Below are 24,002 nucleotides of genomic sequence, written 5' to 3' on the forward strand. Positions count from 1 at the left end.
AGTATTTGGAAAGCCTAGGAACAAAATGAACATGAGCCTGATCCCGTCACTTTTGCGTGACGATCGCTTCGGCCTTCCCGTCTTCTCGGCGATCGAGGCGGAGGATTTCGAACCCGGGCTGCGCACGGCGATGGACCTCAATCTGGAGGAGATCGCCCGCATCTCGGAAAATCCGGAGCAGCCGACCTTCTCCAACACCGTCGCCGCCATGGAGCGGGCAGGCCGCGACCTGACGCGCGTCGCCCGGATCTTCTTCACGCTGGCGAGCGCCCACAGCAACGATGCCATCCGCGCCACCGAACGCGTGATCTCGCCGCTGTTGGCCCAGCACGGGTCAGCCATCACCCTCAATGCCGCCCTGTTCGCCCGGCTCGACCGGCTTCATCAAGACCGCGACCGCCTGGGTCTCAGCGACGAGGATCGCCGCCTGCTGGAGCGCACCCACACCCATTTCGTGCGTGGCGGCGCCCGCCTCGTGGGCGACGAGCGCCAGCGCCTGGCCGACATCAACGCCCGGCTTGCCGAACTCGGAACTCGCTTTTCGCAGAACGTGCTGGCCGACGAGCGCGACTTCGTGCTTCAGCTCGACGATGCCGATCTGGCCGGCCTGCCCGCCTTCGTCCGCTCGGCCATGGCGACCGCGGCGAGCGAGCGCGGTCTGGACGGCTACGCGCTGACCCTGTCGCGCTCGATCATCGTTCCCTTCCTCAGCTTCTCGTCGCGCCGCGATCTGCGCGAAAAGGCCTTCAAGGCGTGGGTGGCGCGAGGCGAAAACGAGGGCGCGTCGGACAACCGGCCGATCATGGCCGAGATCCTGGCGCTACGCGCCGAGAAGGCCCGGCTGCTCGGCTACCCGTCCTTTGCCGCCTACAAGCTCGACGACGAAATGGCCAAGACACCGCAAGCGGTGCGCGCGCTCCTGGAAGAGGTCTGGGTGAAGGCGAAGGAGCGCGCGGCAAGCGACGCCGCAGCCCTTTCCGCCCTGGCGGCGACGGCGGGGGACAACGCGCCGCTGGCGCCCTGGGACTGGCGCTATTACGCCGAAAAGCGCCGGGCGGCCGAATTCGCCATCGACGAAAGCGAGGTCAAGCCGTACTTTCAGTTGGAACGGATGATCGAGGCGGCCTTCGACGTCGCCGGCCGGCTGTTCGGTCTCTCCTTCGAGCTGCTGGACGGCGCCAGCGCCTGGCATCCCGACGTACGCGCTTGGCGGGTGAGCGGTGCCGACGGGCGCGAACGGGGCCTCTTCCTCGGCGATTATTTCGCCAGGCCCGAGAAGCGCTCGGGCGCCTGGATGAGCGCGCTGCGCGGCCAGTACAAGATGGACGGCGGCCAGACCCCGATCATCTACAATGTGATGAACTTCGCCAAACCGGGAGCGGACGAGCCGGCGCTGTTGTCGCTCGACGATGCCCGCACGCTGTTCCATGAATTCGGACACGCGTTGCACGGCCTCTTGTCCGACGTGACTTGGCCATCGCTCTCCGGGACCGCCGTGTCGCGCGATTTCGTCGAATTGCCGTCGCAGCTCTACGAGCATTGGCTGACGGTGCCCGCCGTCCTGACGCGTCATGCGCGCCACGCGGTCACCGGCGAACCGATCCCGGCCGCTCTCCTGGACCGGCTGATCGCCGCCCGCAATTTCGATGCCGGCTTCGACACCGTCGAATATACGGCGTCGGCGCTGGTCGATCTCGGTCTGCACGAGTCCGACGAGGCGCCGACCGATCCTCTGGCCCGGGAACTGGACCTGCTGACCGGGATCGGCATGCCGGCCGAGATCGCCATGCGCCATCGCTCGCCGCACTTCCTGCATATCTTCTCCGGCGACGGCTACTCCTCCGGCTACTATTCCTACCTCTGGTCGGAAGTGCTCGACGCAGACGCCTTCGAAGCCTTCTCGGAGGTCGAGGACCCGTTCCACGCGCAGACGGCCGCGAACCTGCTGCGCTACATCTATTCGGCCGGCAACTCGCGCGACGCGGCGGAGCTCTATACCGCCTTCCGCGGCCGCATGCCGTCGACGGCAGCGCTTTTGAAGAAGCGCGGCCTCGTCGCCTAACAATACGCGGCGCCGGCGACCCCATTTGGCCGGCGCCCGATCGCCCGCGCCGCCGACAGACCCGACCGCCAAGACGATGCGAGACCGAGGATGACCATCGAAAGACGTTTCGGGTCCATCGTCGTGCTGAACGGCGCGCCGCGGTCCGGCAAGACGAGCATCGCCCAGGCCATGCAGCGCCAATTGGACGAGATCTGGATCAATCTTGGCGTCGATCTTTTCGCGCAGGCCATTCCCGAACGGTGTCGGCCGGGGATCGGCCTGCGGCCCGGCGGCGAACGGCCGGACCTCGAGCCACTGGTCGCCACGCTCTATGCGGCCCTCTACGAATCCGTCGCCGCCCATTCCCGCCTGGGGTTGAACGTCGTCGTCGACGTCGGGCACCATAACGACTATGCCGCGCCACGGTCGATCCTGGCCGATTGCGCGCGGCGTCTTACGGGCCTGCCGGCGCTTTTCGTCGGCGTGCGCTGTGCCTTGGACACCATCCTGGAGCGGCGGTCGCGGAGCCAGCCCGGACGGGAGGGCCTTTATCTTTCGGCCGCCCCCGATGCGCCTGTGCCGTCACCGATCCTCGCGTGGCAAAGAGAAGTCCACGTCCCCGGCATCTATGATATGGAATTGGACACCGACAAGCGGACGCCGGAAGACTGCGCCCGCGCAATCGCCTGCAGGCTTATAACCCCGTCGGCCGGCCCATCGGCCTTCGAACGGCTGGCGGAAATGGGGATCTGAAGTCTAAATTGGCGAAAGCCAGTGCGATTTGCCGCATGGAAAACATCGTCGCGACCGCGCTTGATAAGGCTTCGAGACGTCCGCCCCTTGACCGCCGAACGAGCCGCGAACGATGACGCGCCTTCAGCCAATCGATGAGGACATCTGGCTCTGCGAAGGGCCGGTGGTCGCCTTCTACACGCTTCCCTATCCGACGCGCATGGTGGTCGTCCGCCTGGACGACGGTTCGCTCTGGATCTGGTCGCCGATCGCCCTCGACGACGAACTGAAGACCGAAATCGAGGGGCTCGGTTCGCCCGCTCACCTCGTTTCGCCGAACAAGCTGCATCATCTGGCCATGGGCGAATGGGCGGCGGCCTTTCCGGGCGTCCGTCTCTGGGCACTGCCGGCTCTGATGAAGAAGCGGCGCGATCTCCACTTCGAGACGCTCGGCGACGAGGCGCCGGAGGCGTGGCGCGGAGAGATCGACCAGGTCGTCTTTCGCGGCAGCCCGATGATGGAGGAGACGGTGTTCTTTCACCGCCGCTCCAGGACGGCCATTTTCGCCGACCTCATCGAAAACTTCTCGGACGAGTTCCTCGCCAGCCAGAAAGGCTGGCACGGCTGGCGAACCCGCCTCGCCCACCTCTGCAAGATCACCGAGCCGGACGGCATGGCGCCGCTCGAATGGCGTTTCAGCTGGCTCGACCGCGACTTGGGGCGGCAGGCTCTCGCGACGGTGATGAGCTGGGCCCCGGAAAAGGTGGTGATCGCTCATGGAACCTGGGCCGATCACGACGGCCAGGTCTTCATCGCCCGCGGCTTTCGCTGGTTGCGCCAGGTCGCGCTGTCGGAGGGCGTCGGCCCCTGCTGTTCGCGGCCGTTTTGAGCGGTACCAAAGACAGAGTTTTCGGCATCCCGGCGTGCGCATGGCCCGACAATCCGATGCGGCGCCTTGAGGCCGTGAAGGACCGTCGAGCCTTCCGAGCCCTGGATATCGGTCCGGCCGCACGCGCGATACGGCCAATCGAGCGCCGGCTTCGGGAAATCTTTACCTAGTCCGCAATACTGAAGGTTATGGCACGTTACGCAGGGAAGGAATCGGAATGACTGCGCCCGTCGAGACTCTGGTGATCGGCGCCGGGCCCGCTGGCTTGACGACAGCCTATTCCCTGGCCAAAGCCGGACGTAGCGTTTGCGTTCTGGAACAAGACGCCACCTACGTCGGTGGCATCAGCAGGACCGTCGAGCACAACGGCTTTCTTTTCGACATCGGTGGGCACCGCTTCTTTTCGAAGTCGAAGGAGATCGTCGACCTCTGGAACGAGATTCTGCCCGACGACTTCATCGAACGGCCGCGTTTGTCGCGCATCTACTATCGCGGCAAGTTCTTCGCCTACCCGCTGAAGGCCTTCGAGGCGTTCCGCAAGCTCGGCCCCCTGGAGAGCGCGGCCTGCGTCGCCTCCTACGTGCGGGCGCGTCTGACTCCGGTCGAGACTCCGCGAACCTTCCACGAGTGGGTGCGCAACCAGTTCGGCGAGCGGCTGTTTTCGATCTTCTTCAAAACATACACCGAAAAGGTGTGGGGCATGTCGTGCGACGAGATTTCGGCCGACTGGGCAGCCCAGCGGATCAAGGGGCTCGACTTGGCCTCGGCGCTGCTCGATGCCTGCCGGCGCTCGCTCGGCCGCTCATCGAGCCAGGGGCCGGCAGCCAAGACGCTGATCGAATCGTTCCGCTATCCCCGGCGCGGTCCCGGCATGATGTGGGAGGCCGCAGCCCGCAAGATCGAGTCACTCGGCGGCTCGCTGCTCATGGACCGCAAGGTCGAACGGCTGCGGTGGGACGAGGCGGCAAAGGTCTGGGCCGTCGAGGCCGTGCGCGGCAACGGAACGCGCGAGGTTTTCGCAGCTCGCCACGTGGTGTCGTCAGCCGCGGTCTGCGATCTGATGAATGCCCTCTCGCCAAGGCCTCTGAGCCTGTTTCATGCACGCTCCCTGCGCTATCGCGACTTCCTGACCGTCGTGCTGATCGGCGAATCTGACATCGAACTCCACGATAACTGGGTCTACATTCACGATCCCGACGTCAGGGTCGGACGCGTCCAGAACTTCCGCTCGTGGTCGCCGGAAATGGTGCCCGACACCACCTCGACCTGCCTGGGATTGGAATATTTCTGCTTCGAGGGCGACGGACTTTGGTCGGCATCCGACGCGGAGCTGGCGGAGCTCGCCAAGCGGGAGATCGGCAAGATCGGCCTAATGCGGCCGGAAGACGTGCGCGACGCCTGCGTGGTGCGCCAACCCAAGGCCTATCCCGTCTATGACGATGCCTATGCCGACAACGTGGCGGCGATCCGACGCGACATCGAAGCCAACTTTTCGACGCTGCATCTGGTGGGCCGCAACGGCATGCACAAGTACAACAACCAGGACCATGCCATGATGACCGGCCTACTTACGGCTCTCAACATCCAGGCTGGACGCACGGTCTATGATGTCTGGGAGGTCAACGAGGACGCCGAATACGGCGAAGCAGGCCTGTCGGGCGCGACCGAAGCGCTGAAGAGCGTGCGGGCGGTGCCACAGCGGGCGGCCTGACAATGTTGTCGGACGGCGCCGGCCACGTATCCGACCTACGGCTCTCAGCACTGGAGGGCCCGCAGGGATCGGCGCGAAACATTGCGGAGTTCCTGCGCTACGGCTTCAGCAGTGCCGCTGCCCTGGCTCTCGACTACGGACTTCTGATCGGGCTGACGGAATGGGCCCACCTGCCGGTCGGCGTCTCAGCCGCCATCGGTTTCAGCGCGGGTTTAGCGTTGGTCTATGCGATGAGCGTTGGCTTCGTCTTCAGCGCCCGGCGCCTCCGCAATCCCTGGATGGAATTCGTCGCCTTCGCCGCGATCGGCCTGGCCGGACTGGTTATCACCGAAGTCCTCCTCCTGGCGCTGACGGACTTTCTGGCCGTGCCCTACACGCTCGCCAAGATTCCGACGGCGGTGGTGGTTTTCCTATGCAACTTCGCAGCCCGCCGGGCCCTCCTGTTCTCGCCGCCTGCACGATGATGGCTGCCCCCCTCAGCCAGGTCCTCACAACGCCGGCGGCGGTCTTCCGCCGGCCTGCAGCATGGCGCTGGATTGTCTCGTGCGGCCTTCCCGCCCTCGGCCTGGTCGCACTGTGGCTGTTCTTCCGGCCCTACGTGGGCATCGTCCACGACGCGCGGATCTATATCGCCCATACGCTGGCGGATCATGCGCCCAAGGGGCTGGGCCGGGATCTCATGTTCGCCAAGGACGGGCAGTTCGGCTTTACTCTGTTTCCCGTCGTCATTGCGGCCGCGACCGACCTGTTCGGCGTCGCGCGCGGCGCCATGTTGATCGCGCTGGCCGGCCTGCTGCTCTGGTTTGCCGCCTTCGCCGCGCTCGCCTGCCAGCTGGTGCGGGGCCCGGCTCGCTGGGCTATGCTGCTCTTCGTCGTCGTGCTGCCACCGCAATATGGCGATTTCGGCATATTTTCCTATGGCGAGCCGTTTGCCACCTCGCGGCCATTCGCAGAAGCCGGTGTGCTGGCAGCGCTCGCCCTCCTTGCGTCGGGACACACGCGCTTAGCGCTCGCTCCGCTTTGCGTTGCCGCTCTGTGCCATCCGATCATGGCGCTGCCGGGCTTTCTGGTCTGGGGTTTCTGGGTCCTATTTGAGCTTCGTCATCGCCGCGCGGCAATGATTGCGCTGCTGGCAACAGGCTGGCTCGCCGTCGCCGTGGCTCTGGCGCTGGCAGCAGCGGACGCGCCTGTTCTGGGCCGGCTGTTCACGGCGATCGACCCGCAATGGCTGGCCGTACTCGATCTGCGCAGTAGCTATCTGTTCCTCGGACGGTGGCAGCCGGAAGATTGGGCTCTGCTGATCGCTCGGACCGCCACCGTGCTGCTGGCGGCCAGCCTGCCGGCCACACACCATCGCGGCCTCTATCTCGGCGCGGCGGCAGCCATGCTGGTAAGCTTTGCCGCGTCGTTCGTCTTCGGCGATCTCCTGTCGTCGCTGCTTGTCGTCCAGGCCCAGCTGTGGCGGGCCGAATGGCTCCTGTCGGTCATGGCGGCGACCGCCTTCGGCCTATGCGTCATCGAATTGTGGCGCCGCGGCAGTGCCTCCCGGCTGGCGCTTGCCGCGTTGATTCTGGCTTGGCTCGGCACCGATCATCTGATGCTGACGGCGGGCGCCGCCGGCACGGCTCTCGGCCTACTTGCCGTCGCCTTGCGCCATCGCGACTGGAGGCCCGGCCGTGCGTTGGTGCTTACATGCTGGGGGCTGACGGCGGCCTTTGCGCTGATCGACGGAGGCCTGAAGGTCTATGTTTTCGCGCAACTGATCGGGAGTCGTCCCGCCGACATGGGAAGCGGGCTTCCAACGACGATAAAGCTTTTGCACTGGCTGGCCGTGCCGCTGCTGACAACCGCGGTGATCTACGTGGCGATGCGCAAGCCCCGGTGGCTGAACCCCGCGGCGGCCCTCGCCGCGATTCTTCTCATCGCTGCCGTTCCGTCCGTCTGGGACAGCCGTCAACTGCGTCAGATCAGTGTCGACCAGGCCGCGCCGGAACCGACGCTGAGCCGCGTGCTGGCGGAACGCCGGGGCGAGATCCTCTGGATCGGAGAGAATTACGCGGCCTGGAGCTGGTCCGGCCGACCGAACTGGGTCAGCCGCCTGCAGGCGGCGAGCGCGGTGTTCTCGCGCCCCCTGGCGATGGCATGGAACGAGCGGGCCGAGCGACTGATCGCAGCGGGGCTGGTCAGCCAGAACTTCCGCGAGATGGCACCGAAGGAATATCATCGCGAGCGGCCGCCGTTGACCGCCACTATTCTGGACCAATTCTGCTCCGCCGACGATGCGCCGGTCTGGGTGATCGCGACCCTCGACGTGGTCGTGCGGGGCGGTCTCGCGCCCGGCCGCTATCGCACTTGGCGCGCCCCCGGCCCCGAATACGCATTGTCATGGGACGAGAACAAGCATACGGCCGCCTGGGAGCGGATCCAGGATTTTGCGTTGATTCCCTGCGGTGCCCCGGCGTCACCGCCCGCCAGCTGAGCCGATCGCTCGCCGATCTCCGCGATTCGCGCCCCTTGGCCGGTCCGTAAGACCTGCCATGCACCCGGGGGGACTTTCGCGATCCGCCAAGAACGGTTATTTGCAGGGCCAGACTGTGGCGTTTTTCCTCATTGACCGCGTAAGAGCCGCCACGCCCATCTCTTTTTTCGGTGACTTATGAAGCTTCGCAACATCGCGATCATCGCGCATGTCGATCATGGCAAAACGACCCTCGTGGACAAGCTGCTTGCCCAGTCGGGGTCGGTCCGCGACAACCAGCGTGTCGCCGAGCGCGCGATGGACTCCAACGATCTGGAGCGCGAGCGCGGCATCACCATCCTCGCCAAGGCGACCTCGGTGGTCTGGGGCGACACGCGCATCAACATCGTCGATACGCCCGGCCATGCCGATTTCGGCGGCGAGGTCGAGCGCATCCTCAACATGGTGGACGGCGCCATCATCCTGGTCGATGCCTCGGAAGGGCCGATGCCGCAGACCAAGTTCGTGCTCGGCAAGGCGCTGAAAGTGGGATTGAAGCCGATCGTTGCGATCAACAAGATCGACCGGCCGGACGAGCGCCATCAGGAAGTGCTGAACGAGATCTTCGATCTCTTCGTCTCCCTCGACGCCAACGAGGAGCAGCTCGACTTTCCCGTCGTCTACGGTTCGGGCCGCGACGGCTGGATGGCCGAGGAGCCGAGCGGCGTCGATCGGAGCCGCGGGCTGGCGCCGCTGTTCGACCTGATCCTTTCCCATGTGCCGGAGCCGCACACCGCCTCGAAGGACGAGCCGTTCAAGATGATCGGCACCATCCTGGAGGCCAATCCGTTTCTCGGGCGCATCATCACCGGCCGCATCCAGTCGGGGTCGATCCGCTCCAACCAGTCGGTCAAGGTGCTGTCGCGCGACGGCACGACGGTGGAGACCGGCCGGATCTCCAAGATCCTCGCCTTCCGCGGCCTGGAACGCCAGCCCGTCGATCAGGCGGAGACCGGCGACATCATCGCCATCGCCGGCCTGACCAAGGGCACGGTGGCCGACACTTTCTGCGATCCGTCCGTGACCGCGCCGCTGGAAGCGCAGCCGATCGATCCGCCGACCGTCACCATGACCTTCAAGGTGAACGATTCGCCGCTGGCCGGCACCGAAGGCGACAAGGTGACGAGCCGCGTCATCCGCGACCGTCTGCTGAAAGAGGCCGAGGGCAACGTCGCACTGAAGATCGAAGAGGCCGAGGACAAGGATTCCTTCCTGGTCTCCGGCCGGGGCGAGCTGCAACTCGCCGTGCTGATCGAGACCATGCGCCGCGAAGGGTTCGAGCTCGGCGTCTCGCGGCCCCGCGTCGTCATGAAGGAAGGCGAGAACGGCGGGACGCTGGAGCCGATCGAGGAGGTGGTGATCGACGTCGACGAGGAGCATTCCGGCGTCGTCGTCCAGAAGATGAGCGAGCGAAAGGCCGAGATGGTCGAGCTTCGCCCCTCGGGTGGCGGCCGCCAGCGCCTGGTCTTCTATGCGCCGACGCGCGGCCTCATCGGCTACCAGTCGGAACTGCTCACCGATACGCGGGGCACGGCGGTGATGAACCGGCTGTTCCACGACTACCAGCCCTTCAAGGGCGAACTGTCCGGCCGCACCAACGGCGTGCTCATCGCCAACGAGGCGGGTGAATCCGTCGCCTATGCCATGTTCAACCTGGAAGATCGCGGACCGATGCTGATCGATCCGGGCATCAAGGTCTATGCCGGCATGATCGTCGGCATCCACACCCGCGACAACGACCTCGAGGTCAATGTCCTGAAGGGCAAGAAGCTCACCAACATCCGCGCCGCCGGCAAGGACGAGGCCGTCAAGCTGACGCCGCCGATCCGCATGACGCTGGAGCGAGCGCTGGCCTGGATCGAGGACGACGAACTGGTCGAGGTGACGCCGAAGTCGATGCGCCTCAGGAAGCTCTATCTCGACCCGCACGAGCGCAAGCGCTTCGAAAAGAGCCGGCGGGCCGCCTAGCCGGCATCCGCTTCGGCGGACCGCTTCATCCGGCCGGCGATGAATTTTGCGATCGCCGGCCCCGTCAGCATGACGATGATGAACCGCGCCATCTGCAGCGCCATGACGAAGGACATGTCGACGTTGCTCGATGCGGCGATGATGGCGACGGAGTCGGCGCCGCCCGGGCTCGTTGCCAGATAGGCGGTCAGGGGATCGACGTCGGCGAAGACCACGAGTAGAACCGCGAAGCCTCCGCAGACCACGATCAACGTCGTGATCGCCAAAGCCACCTTCGGCAGCGCATGCGCCGCATGCCGGAGGATCGGCCGGGTGAAGCGCGAGCCGATGCTCCAGCCGACCAGAGCATAGCTGAGGACCAGGAGCCATGGCGGCAGTTCGATGGTGACGAGCCCGACGTTCTGAAGGATCGCACCGAGCGCGATCGGCAGAAGCAGGGGACCAGCCGGGATACGCAGAAGACGACCGGCCAGCACGCCGACCACGGCGATCGCCAGCGTTTCGGCAAAGGATAGCCAGGCGACCGGTGGAAACCAAGTGACCGGTGCAGGCTCGACGCCGGACGTATCCACCCACAACCGCGCCACTGCGGATGCTGCCACCGCGACGAAGACCACGCGCAGATACTGCATGAAGGCGACCAGCCGGAAGTCCTCGCCCTGGGCTTCCGACATCAGCACCATGGCGGTGGCCGCTCCCGGAGAGGCTCCCCAGATCGCCGTCGTGCCCGGCAGCACGCCGAGGCGCGCCAGCAGCCAGCCGAGAAGGTTGCTGGCGACGATCACCGAGCCGACGGCAGCGATGAACACCGGCCAGTCGTGCGCCATTTCAGTCATGATGGTCGTGGTCATCGAGCGCGCGATCATGCAGCCGACCACCGCCTGGGCCAGATAGTAGGGCTGTACCGGCACTCGAACGCTGACATTGGCCGCGACGAGAAGGACGGCGGCGATCATCGGGCCGAGCAATGGCGCGGCGGGCAGATCCAATGCTTCGAGCGCCGCCACCAAGGCGACCGAAAGCGCCAGCAGCACGATCCAGCGGAGCATGAGCCGGGCGCCGCGCGCCGGGGCGGATTCGTCCATGCCGTTCAGCACTGTCCGCCCGGTTGCGGACGCCGTTCGCCGCTTCGGTGAGGAAAGACGATTTCGATCGAGGACGGAGGCTTCGTGCGGCGACGTGGGGCGATCATGCGGCAGACGGGGTTTCGATACGGCGACCGGCTGCCGACCGCAGCGGGTCAAATGTTGGAAAGGCTCGGCAGTGCCGGCTGCACAGACGCGCGGCCAGCCATAGCCGTCTCGCGAAGGCGGCAGGGGAGACCACATCATATAGAGCAAGTCCCGCCGGCGCACCCCCGAACTTTTCCGATGGATCGGGCATTGTCCGGGCGGCGTCGAAAGTGCTCATTCACCATCATTTCGATAAAGCCGGCAAACCAAACGCCGGCTGCGATAGTATGTCGCTACGGCGGCAGATCGGGAGAGGCTTCCGCGGCCGTCAGTTCGCCCACCTCATGCCGCGCGATGCGCGGCGATCCGGGCCGCCCCATCGAACCAGCCTCTGGAACGCTGTCATGAAGCCAATCGCGATACTGGGCGCCGGCCTGGCCGGGCTGACCGCTGCCCTCGACCTTCATCGCCGGGGCCTGCCGGTCATCGTCTTCGAGGCGGCCAAAGCGGTGGGCGGCATGGCGTCCTCCTACAAGGATGCCGACGGTTATACCTACGACGTCGGCGCCCATTTCATCAGCAACAGGCTCGCCAAGGCGCTCGGCGCCAGCGACATCTGCCGCGCCGTCGGCCATTATGGCGAAGCCGTCCATCTGGACGGCAGGTCCTACGGCTATCCGTTCGGCCTGATGCGCTCGCCGCACTTCGTCGGCAGTGCGCTCGCCAGCCGGCTGCGTCGCCGCGAGGCGGCTACGGCCGACGACTGGTTCCGCCAGTCCTACGGCGACGCGCTGGCCGAGAAGGTCGCGATCCCGCTTGCCGAAGCCTGGTCAGGGGCGCCGGCGCACGAACTGTCGGCCGCCGTTGGCCAGAAGCTGTCGGCCGGCGTCGTCAAGACGCTCTACCTCAAGGCTGCGGCGCATGTGACCGGCCGGGCTGTCTGCAACGGCTATTCCCACGAGATGCCGGAGAGCGCCGGCATCTATCACGTCTATCCGGAAGGCGGCATCGCCAAGCTGCTCGACCCCACGATGCGGGAGATCAGGCATCTGATCCGGCTGGAATCGCCGGTCGAGAAGATCGTCGCCAAAGGCGGACGCGTCGTCGCGGTCCGCGTCAACGGCGAACAGATCGGCGTCTCGGCGGTGGTCAGCACCGCACCGGTCCACGTCCTGCCGAAAATCGTCGAGGGTACGACCGCGCTCGATCATCTGGCGCAGTTCCGCTACCGGCCGATGATCTTCGTCAATCTGCGCTTTGCCGGGCGTGAGCTGTTGCCCGACACCATGCTTTGGGTGCCGGACCGGTCGAAGCCGTTCTTCCGGCTGACCGAGGCGCCGATCTCGATGCCGTGGCTCGCGCCCGAAGGCAAGACGCTGATCACCTGCGATATCGGCGCCGAGTTCGGCGATCGATATTGGACGATGTCCGACGAGGCTCTGGCCGACGCGTGCCTGACCGGGATTGCCGAGATCTATCCGACGCTGCGTGACCGGTTCCTCGGCGCCGGCGGCATCGTGCGGACCACCACCGCCTATCCGGTCTATCTGATGCGTTACGAAAAGGAGCGTCAGGCCTTTGCCCGATCCACGGGCGTCGACGGTCTCTACAGCATCGGGCGCAACGGCGAATTCGCCCATATCCTGATGGAGGATATCTACTGGCGCACGCTGAAGCGGACGGCGGAGATCGCGGCCTATGTCAGCGACGATGCGGACACCGCCGGTCGGATGCGCCACGACATGCCGGCGGCGGCGGCCTGAAGGCCCGCCGCCCGGCGTCACCGATGCCCATCGGATCGAATTGCGGTTCGATGCTTCGTCCAGGTCCGCGTTGACTTCATCGGATGCGGCCACATAACCACGGGGCACTTGCAATCGTGCCGCCTTGGTGAAGGACGGAGCCCATGGGACTGCTTGCCGGCCTGCTCGGTCTTTCCAGCGATGTCGACATCGAGGCGGTGCGACGCGAACTGGAACCGATCCTCATTCCGTCTGAAGAGATCGAACTCGCCTTCGCCGTGGTGCGCGACCTGATGGTGTTCACCGACAAGCGGCTGATCCTCGTCGACAAGCAGGGCATGACCGGCCGCAAGCGCGAATACCATTCGGTCCCCTACCGCGCGATCACGATGTTCACCATCGAAACGGCGGGCCATTTCGACGTCGACTCCGAGCTCAAGATATGGGTGTCCGGGCAGGACCAGCCGCTGGTCCGCGAGCTGTCGCGCGGCTCCAACATCCCGGGGATTCAGAAGGCGCTGGCGGAGGGCGTCCTGGGCGGCCGTTAAGATTTCATAAACGACGACCTTGCCTCCAAGGGCAAATTGCGTCCTATCATGCTGCTGACCAACGGAAACCGGTGTCCGCGATCGGGCGCCTGCAGCAGGGATCGCTTTTCGATGTCGATGGTTAAGGCGATATGAAGACAATCGCCACCGACATTCGCCTCGCCGAGCCGGACGATGCCGCGGCCCTCGCCGAGGTGCATGAGGCGGCTTGGTTGAATGCCTATAGCGGCCTGATCCCAAACCGCTCCTTGCACGCCATGGTGCAGCGGCGGGGACCGGACTGGTGGCGCCGAGCGCTGCATCGTGGAGCGGCGATCCTGGTGTTTCAATTCGACGGCCGCGTCGCGGGCTACGCCACGCTCGGCCGCAATCGGGCCCCGGCCCTGCTTGTCGACGGCGAGATCTACGAACTCTATCTGCAGCCGGAGTTCCAGGGGCTGGGTTTCGGCGGCCGGCTGTTTCGCGCGGCCGGATCGGTTCTGACGCGCAAGGGCCTGAAGGGCCTCGCGGTCTGGTGCCTGGCCGACAACGAGCGGGCGATGCGGTTCTATGCCGCCATCGGCGGCCACGATATCGCGGAAGGCGAGGAATGCTTCGAGGGGACCGTGCTGCGCAAGGTCGGATTCATCTGGCCGGTCGACAGCCGGTTTTGACGACCGCCTGACGGGTCCAGGTAAGCACCCTTTGGCCGAGCCCAGGCTGCGCCAGATCGAGCGGTTCGGCACGATAGGGAAACCGGTCGGGATGACAGCGAGCCGGTTTTTCATGCGAAACGCAATCGCGGCACCCTCGTTTAGCGAGGCACCCCGATTGCGGTGGACGGTCGTCCGGTTCCGGCGATCAGAACGGCATGTTGAAGCGGGCCGGGTCGATGCCCAGCGCACGCAGGTCGGCGGCCCGCGGGCGACGCCGGACTTCCAGGTCGGCATTGACCCGCCCCGCTGCTGCAAAAAGTCTGCCGAATTCAACGATCCGCTTCATCGGGCGCATGACAATCTCCATCGATCGCGTCTGCCTGTTCGTTGTCCAAAACGTGCGCTTCCCGGACCTCGTGAGCAAGATGGTTCGCTGCAGGGCAGCCGACCGGACAGCGCATGGCCGCACCGTCGCCGTGGCGGTGGTTGCTGCGGCGAAATGTTGCATATCCCCGCTTCGTCCCCCTATAGCGTCGCCACACGCCAACGCGACATGAGAAAGGTCCATCACCATGCGCATCGATGCCATCGCTCGCGGCAAGAACCCACCCGACGACATCAACGTGATCATCGAGGTGCCGATCGGCGGTCAGCCGACCAAATACGAGATGGACAAGGAAGCGGGTGCGCTCGTCGTCGACCGGTTCATCTATACGCCGATGTCCTATCCCGGAAACTACGGCTTCGTTCCGCACACGCTGTCCGACGACGGCGACCCCGTCGACGTGCTGGTCTGCAACACGCGACCGCTGTTTCCGGGCTGCGTCATCAACTGCCGGCCGATCGGCGTGCTGGTGATGGAAGACAACAGCGGCCAGGACGAGAAGATCATCGCCGTCCCCTCTCCGCACCTGACGCCGCGCTTCTCCGAGGTCTACGAGCCGACCGACCTGCCGCCGATCCAGCTCCAGCAGGTCGAGCACTTCTTCGAGCACTACAAGGATCTGGAGCCCGGCAAATGGGTGAAGATCGGCGACTGGGGCGATGCCGCGACCGCGAAGCGATACATCCGTGACGCCATCGCCCGATGGGAAAAGAGCAAGGCCTGAACCGGGTTTTCTTGGCAGTTTTTTCTACTGACGGGCTTGGGCGCTGTGGCGTCCGAGCCACGGTCAGCAATCATCAACCCAAAACGAAATATCGCCCGATTCTCGGGCGCATCCTGCCTTTATTTTAACCAGTTTGCTGCATACATAGGCACCATCAACACCCTGCCATGGAGCCTTTGCGATGCTCAACACTCTGGTTAAGCGGTATCGCGCCTACCGCAGCCGTCGTCACACGATCGACGTCCTTCGTCGCCTGGAAGACTGGGAACTCGACGATATCGGCGTGCGTCGCGGCGATCTCGGCCGCGTCCTCTGAAGCTCGGCCTGCTCCACCGTTGCGAGACGGGGCGCGGCGCCGTCCAGCCCCTCGGGCCATCGAAGAGCGCAGGCGCCCCGGAACCGGCATTCATCGCCGGTCAATGAAACCTTCGACCAAGCGGGCGGCGGCGCGCAGCGCTCAGACCGCCATGCCGGACGAGGCCGGCCGAGATGGTCAATCCATCCGGCACGATGGTCGTATCAGCCGATCCGGGCGAGATGCCGGACGAGTTCCTCCGGATCGCCGTCGAGCCTGAGCAGCTTCAGTCGCGAGGTTTCGCCCGCCGTCACGCCGACGCTCGATTTCGGCAGGTGCAGGCTCTTGGCGACAAGCGCCTCCAGAGCGGTATTCGCTTTGCCCTTTTCGGGCACCGCCCTCACCCGCACATCAAGATATTCGCGCCCGTCGGCCTGAGCACGCACGCCCTCGATTCGATCGGCGGACGATTTCGGCGTCAGCCTCACGCGCAGCGTCACGCCATCCGTGCCGACGTCGTAGAAGCCCGGCACCGGGCCGGCCTAGAAGCCGCCGCGAGCTGCCGGCAGATAGACGTAGAGGAAGATGATCCGCCGCAGCAGGAAGATGCCCAAAAGCACGATCAGCGGCGAAAGGTCGAGCCCGCCCATGGCCGGCAGGAGCCTGCGGATCTGGCGGTAAAGCGGCTCGGTCATCCGGTAGAGGAAGGTTCCGACGGCGTCGACGAACTGATTTCCCGGATTGATGATGTTGAACGCGTAGAGCCATGACAGGACGGCCGACGCGATGACGATCCACCAATAGATGTCGAGAATGACGAAAGCGAGTTCGCAGATTGCCTGCATGGCGCGGTCTGAAGCCCTTTCCGGTTCCGTGCCCATGTAGCGAGCCGCTTGCCGATGCGCAAGGCAAAGCAGCCTGCGACCTGCGGCTATGCTGAACGGCGTTGGCACGGCGTAACGCAATCGCGCCTTGACAGGCATCGGGCGTCGCCGTAAATGCGGCGCGTCGGTGGACGGGGCTGTAGCTCAGCTGGGAGAGCGCATCGTTCGCAATGATGAGGTCAGGGGTTCGATCCCCCTCAGCTCCACCAACCTTGCTCCCACGATCCCGAAGAGTTCGCGCAGCGACAACGCGCTGACGGCGAATCGGCAGCCGCCCGCCAAAGCCGGATCAGCCCGCCTCGCCTTGGGTCGATTGACAAGGGCCGACAGGCTCGGCCAATGATCGGCGAAAACCTTCCCCTCGAGATTGGCGTGCGGTGCCCGTTTGGCGGCGCCGGCGCTTCATCGCAACGACAGAGCGGCTGAGAAGACACGATGGGCGTCTGGATCGATACCGACATGGGATTCGACGACATCGCCGCGATCCTCGTTCTCGGCCACTGCGGCATTCCGATCGACGGCATCTCACTGGTGTTCGGCAACGCCGAACTGCCCCAGGTTCGCCGCAACGCCGCCGGCGCGGCTCGGGCGTTCGGCTGGCTGTGGCCGATCCATGCGGGCCGCGCCCATTCCGTGCTGGGCGAGGTCGAGACGGCCGCCCGCATCCTCGGACCGACCGGCATTCCGACCGCGGGGCTCTCGCTTCCGTCCGCGCCCGAGGCCTTTGGGGGAGATGCCTTCACGGCGCTGTGCGCCTGGCTGGAGGAGCCCGCCGAGACGCATCGCATTCTCGCGCTCGGACCCCTCACCAATATCGCGGCGCTGGCCCTGGCCCGCCCGGACCTTGCGGCCAGGATCACCGATCTCACCTGGATGGGCGGCGGTGTTACCCTGGGCAACCATACGGCATCGGCGGAATTCAACGCATTCGCCGATCCGGAGGCGCTCGCCATCGTGCTCGCCCATGGACTGCCGCTTTCGATGGTCGACCTCGACCTCTGCCGCACGGTTCTGGCCTTTCCGGAAGACGTCGCTGCCATAGCCGCGGCCGGCGGAGCCAACGCCGCGCTGATCGCAGATCTTCTGGCCGGCTTCATCGACATCGCGATCCGGCGCGGTCGCGCCGGCATGGCGCTCTACGATCCGGTCGCCGCCTTTGCCTTCGCAAGGCCGGAGGCCGTCACCTTTCAGCCGGCTCGTATCGACGTCGAACTCGCCGGCTCGTTGACCCGTGGCCGCACGGTGGTGGATCCGCGCGCAAGCGCCGACTTCAATGCGCGCTATGCCACGGGAATCGACGTCGAGGCGGCGCGCCAAACGATCCTCGGTGCGCTGCGCAGCACAGCGGGACAATGACGATGGATATGACCGCAGAACCCGGCGACCTGAACGAGCCCGATCTGCGCGCCCAGGCGGTCGCCGCAGCGCGCGGGGATCGGCCGTTCGATCTGCTGATCGTCGGCGGCCGCGTCTTCTGCGCGGCGACGGCCGAGTTTCTGGAGGCCGATATCGGCCTCGTCGGACCGCTGATCGCCAGCGTCCATCCCGCCGGCACGCGCAGCGATGCGACGACCACCCTCGACGCGGACGGCGGTTTCGTATCGCCCGGCCTCATCGACACCCACATGCACATCGAAAGCTCGATGGTGACGCCGGCCGGCTATGCGCGCGCCGTGGTGCCGAGGGGGGTGACGACGATCGTCTGGGACCCTCACGAGTTCGGCAATGTCAGTGGCCTCCACGGCGTGCGTTGGGCGGTGGAGGCGTCGCGGGGTCTGCCGCTGCGCGTCGTTCCGCTCGCCCCGTCCTGCGTGCCCTCGGCGCCGGGGCTGGAGCGCGCGGGCGCCGATTTCGATGCAGAGACGGTCGCCGAGATGCTCCGATGGCCCGAGATCGGCGGCGTCGCCGAGGTGATGAACATGCGCGGCGTGATCGACCGGGATCCGCGCATGAGCGCCATCGTCCAGGCCGGGCTCGCCTCCGGCAAACCCGTCTGCGGCCACGCGCGGGGTCTTGCGGGTGGCGATCTTCAGGCCTTCATGGCGGCGGGCGTCAGCTCCGATCACGAACTGACCTCGGCCGACGACCTCATGGCCAAGCTGCGCGCGGGCCTGACGATCGAACTGCGCGGCTCGCACGACCACCTGCTGCCGGAATTCGTGCAGGCGCTGAACCGCCTGGGCCACCTGCCGCAGACGCTGACGCTGTGCACGGACGACGTCTTTCCCGACGATCTCATCTCCGGCGGCGGCCTGGACGACGTGGTGCGGCGGCTGGTGCGCTATGGCCTGAAGCCGGAATGGGCGCTCCAGGCGGCGACGCTCAACGCGGCGCGGCGCCTGAAGCGCAACGATCTCGGCGCGATCGCCGCCGGCTGCCGCGCCGATCTTGTGATTTTCGAAGACCTGGAGTGCTTTTCGGCCCGTGCGGTGATCGTGAGCGGGCGGCAGGCGGCTTCGGCGGGCCGGTTGACGGAGCCGGTCGCCGACCGGGATCCGACGCCGTTGCTCGATACGGTCAAGCTTCCGACGCTCGTCGCCGACGATTTCCGGGTCAGAGCGGACGGCGAGCGGGCGCGCGTCGCCCTGATCGACCAGCCGCGCTTTACGCGCTGGCGCGAGACCGAGACGGAGGTTCGCGACGGTTTCGTCGTGCCGCCCAAGGGCAGCACGCTAGTCGCGGTGGCCCACCGGCACGGCCTTGCCGATGTCCGCCCGCGCGTCGGCTTCCTCTCCGGCTGGGGCGAATGGCGCGGCGCCTTCGCCACCACGGTGGCGCACGACAGCCACAACCTCACAGTCTTCGGTGGCAATGCGTCGGACATGGCGGTCGCCGCCAACGCGGTGATCGCCGCCGGCGGCGGCATGGCGGTGGCGTCGGGCGGCCAGGTCAAGGCGTTGGTGGAGCTGCCCGTCGCCGGGCTCGTCTCTCTGGCGGACGCCGATAGCGTTGGCGCCGCCTTTGGCCGTCTACGCGCCGCGATGGATGCGATCGTCGACTGGCAGCCGCCCTATCTCGTCTTCAAGGCCTGTTTCGGCGCGACGCTTGCCTGCAATGCCGGCCCGCACCAGACCGACCAGGGCATCGCCGACGTGGCGACCGGCGTGCTTCTCGCCTCGCCGGTGCTGGACGTGCGATAATCAGGCGCCGGTGGCCAGTTCCTGTTCGACCAGGGTCGACCAGAAGAGCACGCCCGAACCGATGGCCTCGTCGTTGAAATCGTAGGCGGTATTGTGGTGCAGCGCGCCATCGACGGCCGGGCCGTTGCCCAGCCAGACATAACAGCCCGGCGCCTCGCCGGCGAAGAAAGCAAAATCGTCCCCGGCGGTCGACGGCGGAAACGCCTCGCGCACCTTGTCGCCGAACACGGCCCTTGCCGCGGCCATGGCGCGGCGGCTGGCGTCGATATCGTTGATCACCGGCGGAATGCGGCGCTGGAAACCGTAGTCGGCCGCGATGCCGTGCATCAAGGCCGAGCCGTGCGCCAGCCGGCCGATCTCTTCTTCGAGCTGATCGCGCACGACCGGCGAATAGGCCCGCGCCGTGCCGCCGATCTCGACCATGTCCGGAATGACGTTGAGCGCCTTCGGGTCGCCCGCCTGCACCGAGCAGGCGCTGACCACTGCGGGCTCCAGCGGATCGACCACGCGCCCGACGATGCTCTGCAGACCGGCCAGAAAGGTTGCGGCGGCGGTGATCGGGTCGCGGCCGAGATGCGGCTTGGCGCCGTGCGTGCCGGTGCCGCGCAGGGTGACGCGCCAGGTGTCGGACGAGGCGAGCTGCGGTCCGGCGACGACCGCCATCTCGTCCGGGTCGAGGCCGGGCATGTTGTGCAGCCCGTACACCGCGTCGCAGGGGAAGCGGGCAAACAGGCCCTCCTCCACCATGCGTCTTGCGCCGCCCCTGCCTTCTTCCGCCGGCTGGAAGATGAAATGCACGGTGCCGGTAAAGGCCTGCGTCGCGGCCAGATACCGCGCCGCGCCCAGCAGCATGACGGTATGGCCGTCATGGCCGCAGGCGTGCATCTTGCCCGGCGCGGTGGATCGGTACGGGCGGTCCGCCGTCTCCGGCATGGCGAGCGCGTCCATGTCGGCGCGCAGCCCGATGCGACGCGGGCCGTTGCCGACGGTCAGCGTACCGACGACGCCCGTGCCTCCGAGACCGCGATCCACGACGAGCCCCGCCTTTTCCAACTCCGCCGCGACGATCGCGCTGGTGCGCTCCTCCTCGAAGCCGAGTTCGGGATGAGCATGCAGGTCGCGCCGCAGCTCGGTCAGAAACGGCAGGTCGGCGGCGATCCGATCGGGGATCTTCATCGGGCGGCTCCTTGTCGAGGATGGGCGGCGGCTGGCATCTCGGCATCGGTGCCGCGTCGCTCTCGCCTCTTATTTCCCCGCATGATGTGGTCCGAAAACTCTGCAACTTTTCGGCATCATGCTCTAGAGAGAAGCCGATAAGATCAGCCTTCGGCGCGCTTGGCCAGGGCCAATGGGCGGGGAACACCAGGCCGATGCAGCCGCACGACTTCTGGCAGGCCATCGAGAGCGCCGATGAGGACGCACCGGCGGCGGTGTTCGCCGAGGCCTATCCGGCGCGTCTGCCCGACGGCCGCATCCTGCGCCTGCCGATCCGTCCGCGCGGCGAGGGCGAGACGGCGCTGGCCTCGCTGATCGTCAACCAGGCGAGTTTTTCGGTGCAGGAGACGCTGGCGGCGGAGTTGGCGAGGCAAGCCGAGGCCTATGCCCCCGACATCGTCGTCGGGCTACCCACCCTCGGCCTGACGCTGGCGGCCGCGGTGGCGCGGGCGCTCGGCCACCCCCGCTACGTGCCGCTCGGGACCTCGCGAAAATTTTGGTACGAGGATCGTCTGTCCTTCCCGCTCACCTCGATCACCACGCCAGACCGCACACGGCATCTCTATATCGATCCGCGCATGCTGCCGCTGATTGCGGGGCGGCGCGTGCTTCTCGTCGACGACGTGATCAGTTCCGGCACGTCGATGGCCGCCGGCATCGAACTCATGGGCCGCTGCGGCGTCCAGCCGGTGGCGCTCGGCGCGGCCATGCTGCAGTCGGATCGCTGGCGGCAGCGCCTCGCCGACCTCGATCCATGCTGGCCGGAACGGACGCTGGCGGTGTTTTCGACACCGCTGCTGAGACGCGCGCTGCAAGGCTGGGTGACGGAGTAGACGGTCGCGACCTCGCGACAGGGGCGAGGCGAACCGAAATGGCCCACGGTGGCCGCCCACGCTTCGGACGACACGGAACGGAACAGTGCCCGCGTCAGGCCTCGGCCGCCTCGACAATCCGGATGTCGCGTTCTGCGCCTCCGGCCAGGGCTGCCAGAGCTTCCTGATAGGCCGCGCTATCGTGCGCCGCCTTCGCCTGCTCCACGTCGTCGAACTCGATCACCACGGTGCGCTGAGCGAGCCCGGCTTCGTACACCTGCGCCGGCAGCCCACGCACGAGGATACGGCCACCGGCAGCAACGATCGCCGGGCCGCTCAGTCGGGCATATGCGGCCAGTGCGTCGGGGTTGCTGACCGAGCGATACGTCGCGATCCAATAGGCCTTGGCCATCGTCCTTGCCTCCACCGTTCAGTCTCGGGCCGTCTTCAGCGCCCGACCGAGCTTATCTTCGACCGAGGTGATCTTGGAGTCGAGCCGACTCGCCGCGCCTTGCCGATAATCCGCCTTCAGCGCGACCTCGACGCGGGCGCAGTCGGCCCGTAGCGCCTCGAAACACTGCGTCACGACGGCCATCACCGCGTCCCACTCGCCTTCGAGGATCGTGCCCATGGGCGTGAGCCGGTAGGCGACGCCGCTCGTGTCGATGATGTCCAGGATGCGCGCCACATAGCCGCTCAGGCTCTCGCCCTTGTCGACCGGGTACATCGAGAATTCCAGCAAAACCATCCGACCGTCTCCTTGTGCTGCATCACGGCGAGCACAGTAGGGCAATCGCAACGCCGCTCGAACCCGGCTATCGACAGGGATGCAACAGAATTATGAATTCTGTTTCAGATTCAGCCCGTCGTGCTCGTCCCGGCGGATCGCTGCGAATGTCCGCTATCACGCCACTTGTTCATAGTTGAGAGTTTGAGCAATATCGAGCAATGGCACATTCGACCTTGAGCATAAGACGCGCCACCACCGGCGATATTCCTCGGCTGCTCGATCTTTATCAGCACCTAATCCCCGGCGATGATCGTCCGGATGATGCTTCCGCCGCCGGGGCTTTCGAGCGCTTTGTTGCCTATGCGGGAAGTGCGATATTTCTCGGTGAAGTGGATGGCGCCCTTGTTACGTCCTGCGTCCTTGTCGTTGTCCCAAATCTCACCCGTTGCGCAAGGCCCTACGGGATTATTGAAAACGTTGTAACGCATTGCGGCCATCGACAAAGGGGCTACGGGCGACAGATACTTGATGCAGCATCGGATGCAGCCTGGTCAGCTGGATGCTACAAAGTCATGCTGCTAGCAGGATCGAAAGCGCCTGCGACATTGAACTTCTATCGTCAGGCAGGCTTTGAGCAGTCGAAAACCGGCTTCCAAAAACGGCGTATTCCAGTTCGTTCGGAAAACTAGAACCTGGCCAACTACTCCCCGTGCGGAACGCTAAACGCTCATTTTTTGGAACACGTTCACAGTATTCTGTTTGATCTCATCACGCCGCAATCTCAGGATCCGACTCGCCTACCCCTCCGCTAGCACGCAGCATTGTTCGGCGATCGGGGTGAGGACGGCCGCCGCACCCGGCTCGAAGGGCTGGGACAGGGTGCCGTTGGCGACCAGTTCGCCGGCGCCGGTCTCGCAGCGGTATTGATAGGCGCGGCCGAGATAGGTGCGCAGCCCCAGCGTGGCCGGAAGCCCGTCGCCTTCGGCGCGCACCGCCAGCCCCTCGGGCCGGCAGGCGAGGACGAAACTGTCGGGGATGGCGCCGAAGGCCTCCTGCGACAGCGAGAGCCGCGCGCCGCCCGGCGCCTCGGCGGTGACCGTCTCGCCCTGCCGCTCGACGGTCTTCAGGGGGATCAGGTTCTCGAAGCCGACGAAGCGGGCGACGAATTCGTTGACCGGCTTCTTGTAGAGCACCTCGGGCGCGTCGAGCTGCATGATGCGGCCGGCGTTCATGATCGCCACCCGGTCGGAGATCGAGAACGCCTCCTCCTGGTCGTGGGTGACGTAGAGCGCCGTGGTGGCGTTGGCCTGCTGCAGGCGCCGGATTTCCACGCGCATATCGACGCGCAGCTTGGCGTCGAGGTTCGACAGCGGCTCGTCGAACATCAACAGCGGCGGGTCGATCACCAGCGCGCGGGCGAGCGCCACGCGCTGCCGCTGACCACCCGACAGGGCCGCCGGATAGCGATCGGCGAAGGACGAAAGGCCGACGCGCTCCAGCATCGCGGCGGCGCGCTTGGCACGCTCGCTCGCGGCGATCTTCCTTTGCTTGAGGCCGAACGCGACGTTGTCGAGCACGGTCAGATGCGGAAACAGCGCGTAGTTCTGGAAGACGATGCCGATGTCGCGGGTGTGCGCCGGCCGCCGGGTCAGGTCGGCGTCGCCCAGGCGGATGGTGCCGCTGGTCGGCTGCAGGAAGCCGGCGACGAGGCGCAGGGTCGTCGTCTTGCCGCAGCCGCTGGCGCCCAGGAGCGAGACCAGTTCGCCGGCGGCGACGTTGAGCGACAGATCCTCCAGCACCTTGGTGCGGCCGTAATGGGCGCTGACGGAGTTAAGGGCGAGGGAAACGGTCATGATCG

At 66.1% G+C, this 24,002-nt stretch carries 24 protein-coding genes and 1 tRNA gene; 17 read left to right on the top strand and 8 right to left on the bottom strand.

Annotation, left to right across the window (positions count from 1 at the left end; all coding sequences use genetic code 11):
• Positions 1-25 precede the first annotated feature (25 nt).
• The 7 genes from SMD10_RS07780 (at position 26) to typA (ending at position 9,862) form a co-directional block, all read left to right on the top strand.
• Entirely contained in the window at positions 26-2,062 is a 2,037-nt protein-coding gene (locus SMD10_RS07780) for a M3 family metallopeptidase (protein ID WP_331685108.1), read from the top strand.
• Between the two features lie 90 nt (positions 2,063-2,152).
• Positions 2,153-2,797 carry a chloramphenicol phosphotransferase CPT family protein gene (locus SMD10_RS07785; RefSeq protein ID WP_331685109.1) on the top strand — a complete coding sequence of 215 codons (645 nt, stop codon included), beginning with the start codon at positions 2,153-2,155 and terminating at the stop codon, positions 2,795-2,797.
• Between the two features lie 112 nt (positions 2,798-2,909).
• Positions 2,910-3,665 (top strand): DUF4336 domain-containing protein, encoded by a 756-nt coding sequence (locus SMD10_RS07790; RefSeq protein ID WP_331685110.1) that lies wholly within the window; start codon positions 2,910-2,912, stop codon positions 3,663-3,665.
• 217 nt (positions 3,666-3,882) lie between these two features.
• Positions 3,883-5,376: an NAD(P)/FAD-dependent oxidoreductase gene (locus SMD10_RS07795; RefSeq protein WP_331685111.1), complete on the top strand. Its 1,494-nt coding sequence runs from the start codon at positions 3,883-3,885 to the stop codon at positions 5,374-5,376.
• Positions 5,377-5,378: 2 nt separating this feature from the next.
• Entirely contained in the window at positions 5,379-5,840 is a 462-nt protein-coding gene (locus SMD10_RS07800; protein WP_331685112.1) for a GtrA family protein, read from the top strand.
• Entirely contained in the window at positions 5,837-7,855 is a 2,019-nt protein-coding gene (locus tag SMD10_RS07805) for a hypothetical protein (protein ID WP_331685113.1), read from the top strand. Before SMD10_RS07800 ends, SMD10_RS07805 begins: the two co-directional genes overlap by 4 nt.
• A 177-nt stretch (positions 7,856-8,032) precedes the next feature.
• On the top strand, positions 8,033-9,862 hold the full coding sequence (gene typA / locus SMD10_RS07810) for a translational GTPase TypA (RefSeq protein WP_331685114.1): 1,830 nt from the start codon (positions 8,033-8,035) through the stop codon (positions 9,860-9,862).
• On the opposite strand, the gene SMD10_RS07815 is transcribed toward typA, so the two are convergent.
• Positions 9,859-10,947 carry an AbrB family transcriptional regulator gene (locus SMD10_RS07815; protein WP_331685115.1) on the bottom strand — a complete coding sequence of 363 codons (1,089 nt, stop codon included), beginning with the start codon at positions 10,945-10,947 and terminating at the stop codon, positions 9,859-9,861. The genes typA and SMD10_RS07815 overlap by 4 nt on opposite strands.
• A gap of 491 nt (positions 10,948-11,438) precedes the next feature.
• Between SMD10_RS07815 and SMD10_RS07820 the strand changes: the two genes are divergently transcribed.
• The 3 genes from SMD10_RS07820 to SMD10_RS07830 all read left to right on the top strand — a co-directional run bounded on the left by SMD10_RS07820 (position 11,439) and on the right by SMD10_RS07830 (position 13,977).
• Positions 11,439-12,797, top strand: coding sequence for a protoporphyrinogen/coproporphyrinogen oxidase (locus tag SMD10_RS07820; RefSeq protein ID WP_331685116.1), 1,359 nt, complete (start codon positions 11,439-11,441; stop codon positions 12,795-12,797).
• Positions 12,798-12,940: 143 nt separating this feature from the next.
• Positions 12,941-13,324: a PH domain-containing protein gene (locus SMD10_RS07825; RefSeq protein WP_331685117.1), complete on the top strand. Its 384-nt coding sequence runs from the start codon at positions 12,941-12,943 to the stop codon at positions 13,322-13,324.
• 131 nt (positions 13,325-13,455) lie between these two features.
• A complete protein-coding gene (locus SMD10_RS07830; protein WP_331685118.1) occupies positions 13,456-13,977 on the top strand; it encodes a GNAT family N-acetyltransferase in 522 nt (173 codons plus the stop codon).
• A 187-nt stretch (positions 13,978-14,164) separates the two neighbouring features.
• Here SMD10_RS07830 and SMD10_RS07835 read toward each other — a convergent pair whose 3' ends face one another.
• Complete coding sequence (locus SMD10_RS07835) at positions 14,165-14,314, bottom strand: hypothetical protein (RefSeq protein ID WP_331685119.1); 150 nt, start codon at positions 14,312-14,314, stop codon at positions 14,165-14,167.
• 217 nt (positions 14,315-14,531) lie between these two features.
• Between SMD10_RS07835 and ppa the strand changes: the two genes are divergently transcribed.
• Together ppa and SMD10_RS07845 are read left to right on the top strand one after the other, a co-directional pair.
• Positions 14,532-15,068 carry an inorganic diphosphatase gene (gene ppa, locus SMD10_RS07840; RefSeq protein ID WP_331685120.1) on the top strand — a complete coding sequence of 179 codons (537 nt, stop codon included), beginning with the start codon at positions 14,532-14,534 and terminating at the stop codon, positions 15,066-15,068.
• 181 nt (positions 15,069-15,249) lie between these two features.
• A complete protein-coding gene (locus tag SMD10_RS07845) occupies positions 15,250-15,384 on the top strand; it encodes a YjiS-like domain-containing protein (RefSeq protein WP_331685121.1) in 135 nt (44 codons plus the stop codon).
• Positions 15,385-15,587: 203 nt separating this feature from the next.
• Here SMD10_RS07845 and SMD10_RS07850 read toward each other — a convergent pair whose 3' ends face one another.
• Positions 15,588-15,896, bottom strand: a complete 309-nt coding sequence (locus SMD10_RS07850) for a DUF167 family protein (protein ID WP_331685122.1) — start codon at positions 15,894-15,896, stop codon at positions 15,588-15,590.
• Between the two features lie 9 nt (positions 15,897-15,905).
• Positions 15,906-16,208 (bottom strand): YggT family protein, encoded by a 303-nt coding sequence (locus SMD10_RS07855; protein WP_331685123.1) that lies wholly within the window; start codon positions 16,206-16,208, stop codon positions 15,906-15,908.
• A gap of 172 nt (positions 16,209-16,380) precedes the next feature.
• Here SMD10_RS07855 and SMD10_RS07860 point away from each other — a divergent pair.
• From SMD10_RS07860 to SMD10_RS07870, 3 genes are all read left to right on the top strand, one after another.
• Positions 16,381-16,456: transfer RNA gene (locus SMD10_RS07860), tRNA-Ala, on the top strand.
• 226 nt (positions 16,457-16,682) lie between these two features.
• The gene (locus SMD10_RS07865; protein WP_331685124.1) at positions 16,683-17,603 is read left to right on the top strand and encodes a nucleoside hydrolase; all 921 of its coding nucleotides are present in this window, start codon (positions 16,683-16,685) and stop codon (positions 17,601-17,603) included.
• A gap of 2 nt (positions 17,604-17,605) precedes the next feature.
• Entirely contained in the window at positions 17,606-19,387 is a 1,782-nt protein-coding gene (locus tag SMD10_RS07870) for an adenine deaminase (RefSeq protein ID WP_331685125.1), read from the top strand.
• Here the strand turns inward: SMD10_RS07870 and SMD10_RS07875 are convergent, their stop codons facing one another.
• Entirely contained in the window at positions 19,388-20,563 is a 1,176-nt protein-coding gene (locus SMD10_RS07875) for an amidohydrolase (RefSeq protein WP_331685126.1), read from the bottom strand.
• Between the two features lie 194 nt (positions 20,564-20,757).
• Here SMD10_RS07875 and SMD10_RS07880 point away from each other — a divergent pair, with 194 nt between their 5' ends.
• On the top strand, positions 20,758-21,435 hold the full coding sequence (locus SMD10_RS07880) for a phosphoribosyltransferase (RefSeq protein WP_331685127.1): 678 nt from the start codon (positions 20,758-20,760) through the stop codon (positions 21,433-21,435).
• Positions 21,436-21,529: 94 nt separating this feature from the next.
• Here SMD10_RS07880 and SMD10_RS07885 read toward each other — a convergent pair whose 3' ends face one another.
• Together SMD10_RS07885 and SMD10_RS07890 are read right to left on the bottom strand one after the other, a co-directional pair.
• Complete coding sequence (locus tag SMD10_RS07885) at positions 21,530-21,826, bottom strand: DUF1330 domain-containing protein (protein WP_331685128.1); 297 nt, start codon at positions 21,824-21,826, stop codon at positions 21,530-21,532.
• Between the two features lie 18 nt (positions 21,827-21,844).
• A complete protein-coding gene (locus SMD10_RS07890) occupies positions 21,845-22,162 on the bottom strand; it encodes an MTH1187 family thiamine-binding protein (protein WP_331685129.1) in 318 nt (105 codons plus the stop codon).
• 200 nt (positions 22,163-22,362) lie between these two features.
• Between SMD10_RS07890 and SMD10_RS07895 the strand changes: the two genes are divergently transcribed.
• Positions 22,363-22,833 carry a GNAT family N-acetyltransferase gene (locus SMD10_RS07895; protein WP_331685130.1) on the top strand — a complete coding sequence of 157 codons (471 nt, stop codon included), beginning with the start codon at positions 22,363-22,365 and terminating at the stop codon, positions 22,831-22,833.
• Between the two features lie 108 nt (positions 22,834-22,941).
• Here the strand turns inward: SMD10_RS07895 and SMD10_RS07900 are convergent, their stop codons facing one another.
• Positions 22,942-23,997, bottom strand: coding sequence for an ABC transporter ATP-binding protein (locus SMD10_RS07900; protein ID WP_331685131.1), 1,056 nt, complete (start codon positions 23,995-23,997; stop codon positions 22,942-22,944).
• Positions 23,998-24,002: the final 5 nt, after the last annotated feature.

The sequence above is a fragment of the Consotaella aegiceratis genome (genome assembly GCF_036541425.1).
Classification (GTDB): Bacteria; Pseudomonadota; Alphaproteobacteria; order Rhizobiales; family Rhizobiaceae; genus Consotaella; species Consotaella aegiceratis.

Coding starts and splice junctions, on each gene's coding strand:
- SMD10_RS07780 (WP_331685108.1), top strand. CDS start 26: ATGAACATGAGCCTGATCCCGTCACTTTTGCGTGACGATCGCTTCGGC.
- SMD10_RS07785 (WP_331685109.1), top strand. CDS start 2,153: ATGACCATCGAAAGACGTTTCGGGTCCATCGTCGTGCTGAACGGCGCG.
- SMD10_RS07790 (WP_331685110.1), top strand. CDS start 2,910: ATGACGCGCCTTCAGCCAATCGATGAGGACATCTGGCTCTGCGAAGGG.
- SMD10_RS07795 (WP_331685111.1), top strand. CDS start 3,883: ATGACTGCGCCCGTCGAGACTCTGGTGATCGGCGCCGGGCCCGCTGGC.
- SMD10_RS07800 (WP_331685112.1), top strand. CDS start 5,379: ATGTTGTCGGACGGCGCCGGCCACGTATCCGACCTACGGCTCTCAGCA.
- SMD10_RS07805 (WP_331685113.1), top strand. CDS start 5,837: ATGATGGCTGCCCCCCTCAGCCAGGTCCTCACAACGCCGGCGGCGGTC.
- typA (WP_331685114.1), top strand. CDS start 8,033: ATGAAGCTTCGCAACATCGCGATCATCGCGCATGTCGATCATGGCAAA.
- SMD10_RS07815 (WP_331685115.1), bottom strand. CDS start 10,947: ATGGACGAATCCGCCCCGGCGCGCGGCGCCCGGCTCATGCTCCGCTGG.
- SMD10_RS07820 (WP_331685116.1), top strand. CDS start 11,439: ATGAAGCCAATCGCGATACTGGGCGCCGGCCTGGCCGGGCTGACCGCT.
- SMD10_RS07825 (WP_331685117.1), top strand. CDS start 12,941: ATGGGACTGCTTGCCGGCCTGCTCGGTCTTTCCAGCGATGTCGACATC.
- SMD10_RS07830 (WP_331685118.1), top strand. CDS start 13,456: ATGAAGACAATCGCCACCGACATTCGCCTCGCCGAGCCGGACGATGCC.
- SMD10_RS07835 (WP_331685119.1), bottom strand. CDS start 14,314: ATGCGCCCGATGAAGCGGATCGTTGAATTCGGCAGACTTTTTGCAGCA.
- ppa (WP_331685120.1), top strand. CDS start 14,532: ATGCGCATCGATGCCATCGCTCGCGGCAAGAACCCACCCGACGACATC.
- SMD10_RS07845 (WP_331685121.1), top strand. CDS start 15,250: ATGCTCAACACTCTGGTTAAGCGGTATCGCGCCTACCGCAGCCGTCGT.
- SMD10_RS07855 (WP_331685123.1), bottom strand. CDS start 16,208: ATGCAGGCAATCTGCGAACTCGCTTTCGTCATTCTCGACATCTATTGG.
- SMD10_RS07865 (WP_331685124.1), top strand. CDS start 16,683: ATGGGCGTCTGGATCGATACCGACATGGGATTCGACGACATCGCCGCG.
- SMD10_RS07870 (WP_331685125.1), top strand. CDS start 17,606: ATGGATATGACCGCAGAACCCGGCGACCTGAACGAGCCCGATCTGCGC.
- SMD10_RS07875 (WP_331685126.1), bottom strand. CDS start 20,563: ATGAAGATCCCCGATCGGATCGCCGCCGACCTGCCGTTTCTGACCGAG.
- SMD10_RS07880 (WP_331685127.1), top strand. CDS start 20,758: ATGCAGCCGCACGACTTCTGGCAGGCCATCGAGAGCGCCGATGAGGAC.
- SMD10_RS07885 (WP_331685128.1), bottom strand. CDS start 21,826: ATGGCCAAGGCCTATTGGATCGCGACGTATCGCTCGGTCAGCAACCCC.
- SMD10_RS07890 (WP_331685129.1), bottom strand. CDS start 22,162: ATGGTTTTGCTGGAATTCTCGATGTACCCGGTCGACAAGGGCGAGAGC.
- SMD10_RS07895 (WP_331685130.1), top strand. CDS start 22,363: ATGGCACATTCGACCTTGAGCATAAGACGCGCCACCACCGGCGATATT.
- SMD10_RS07900 (WP_331685131.1), bottom strand. CDS start 23,997: ATGACCGTTTCCCTCGCCCTTAACTCCGTCAGCGCCCATTACGGCCGC.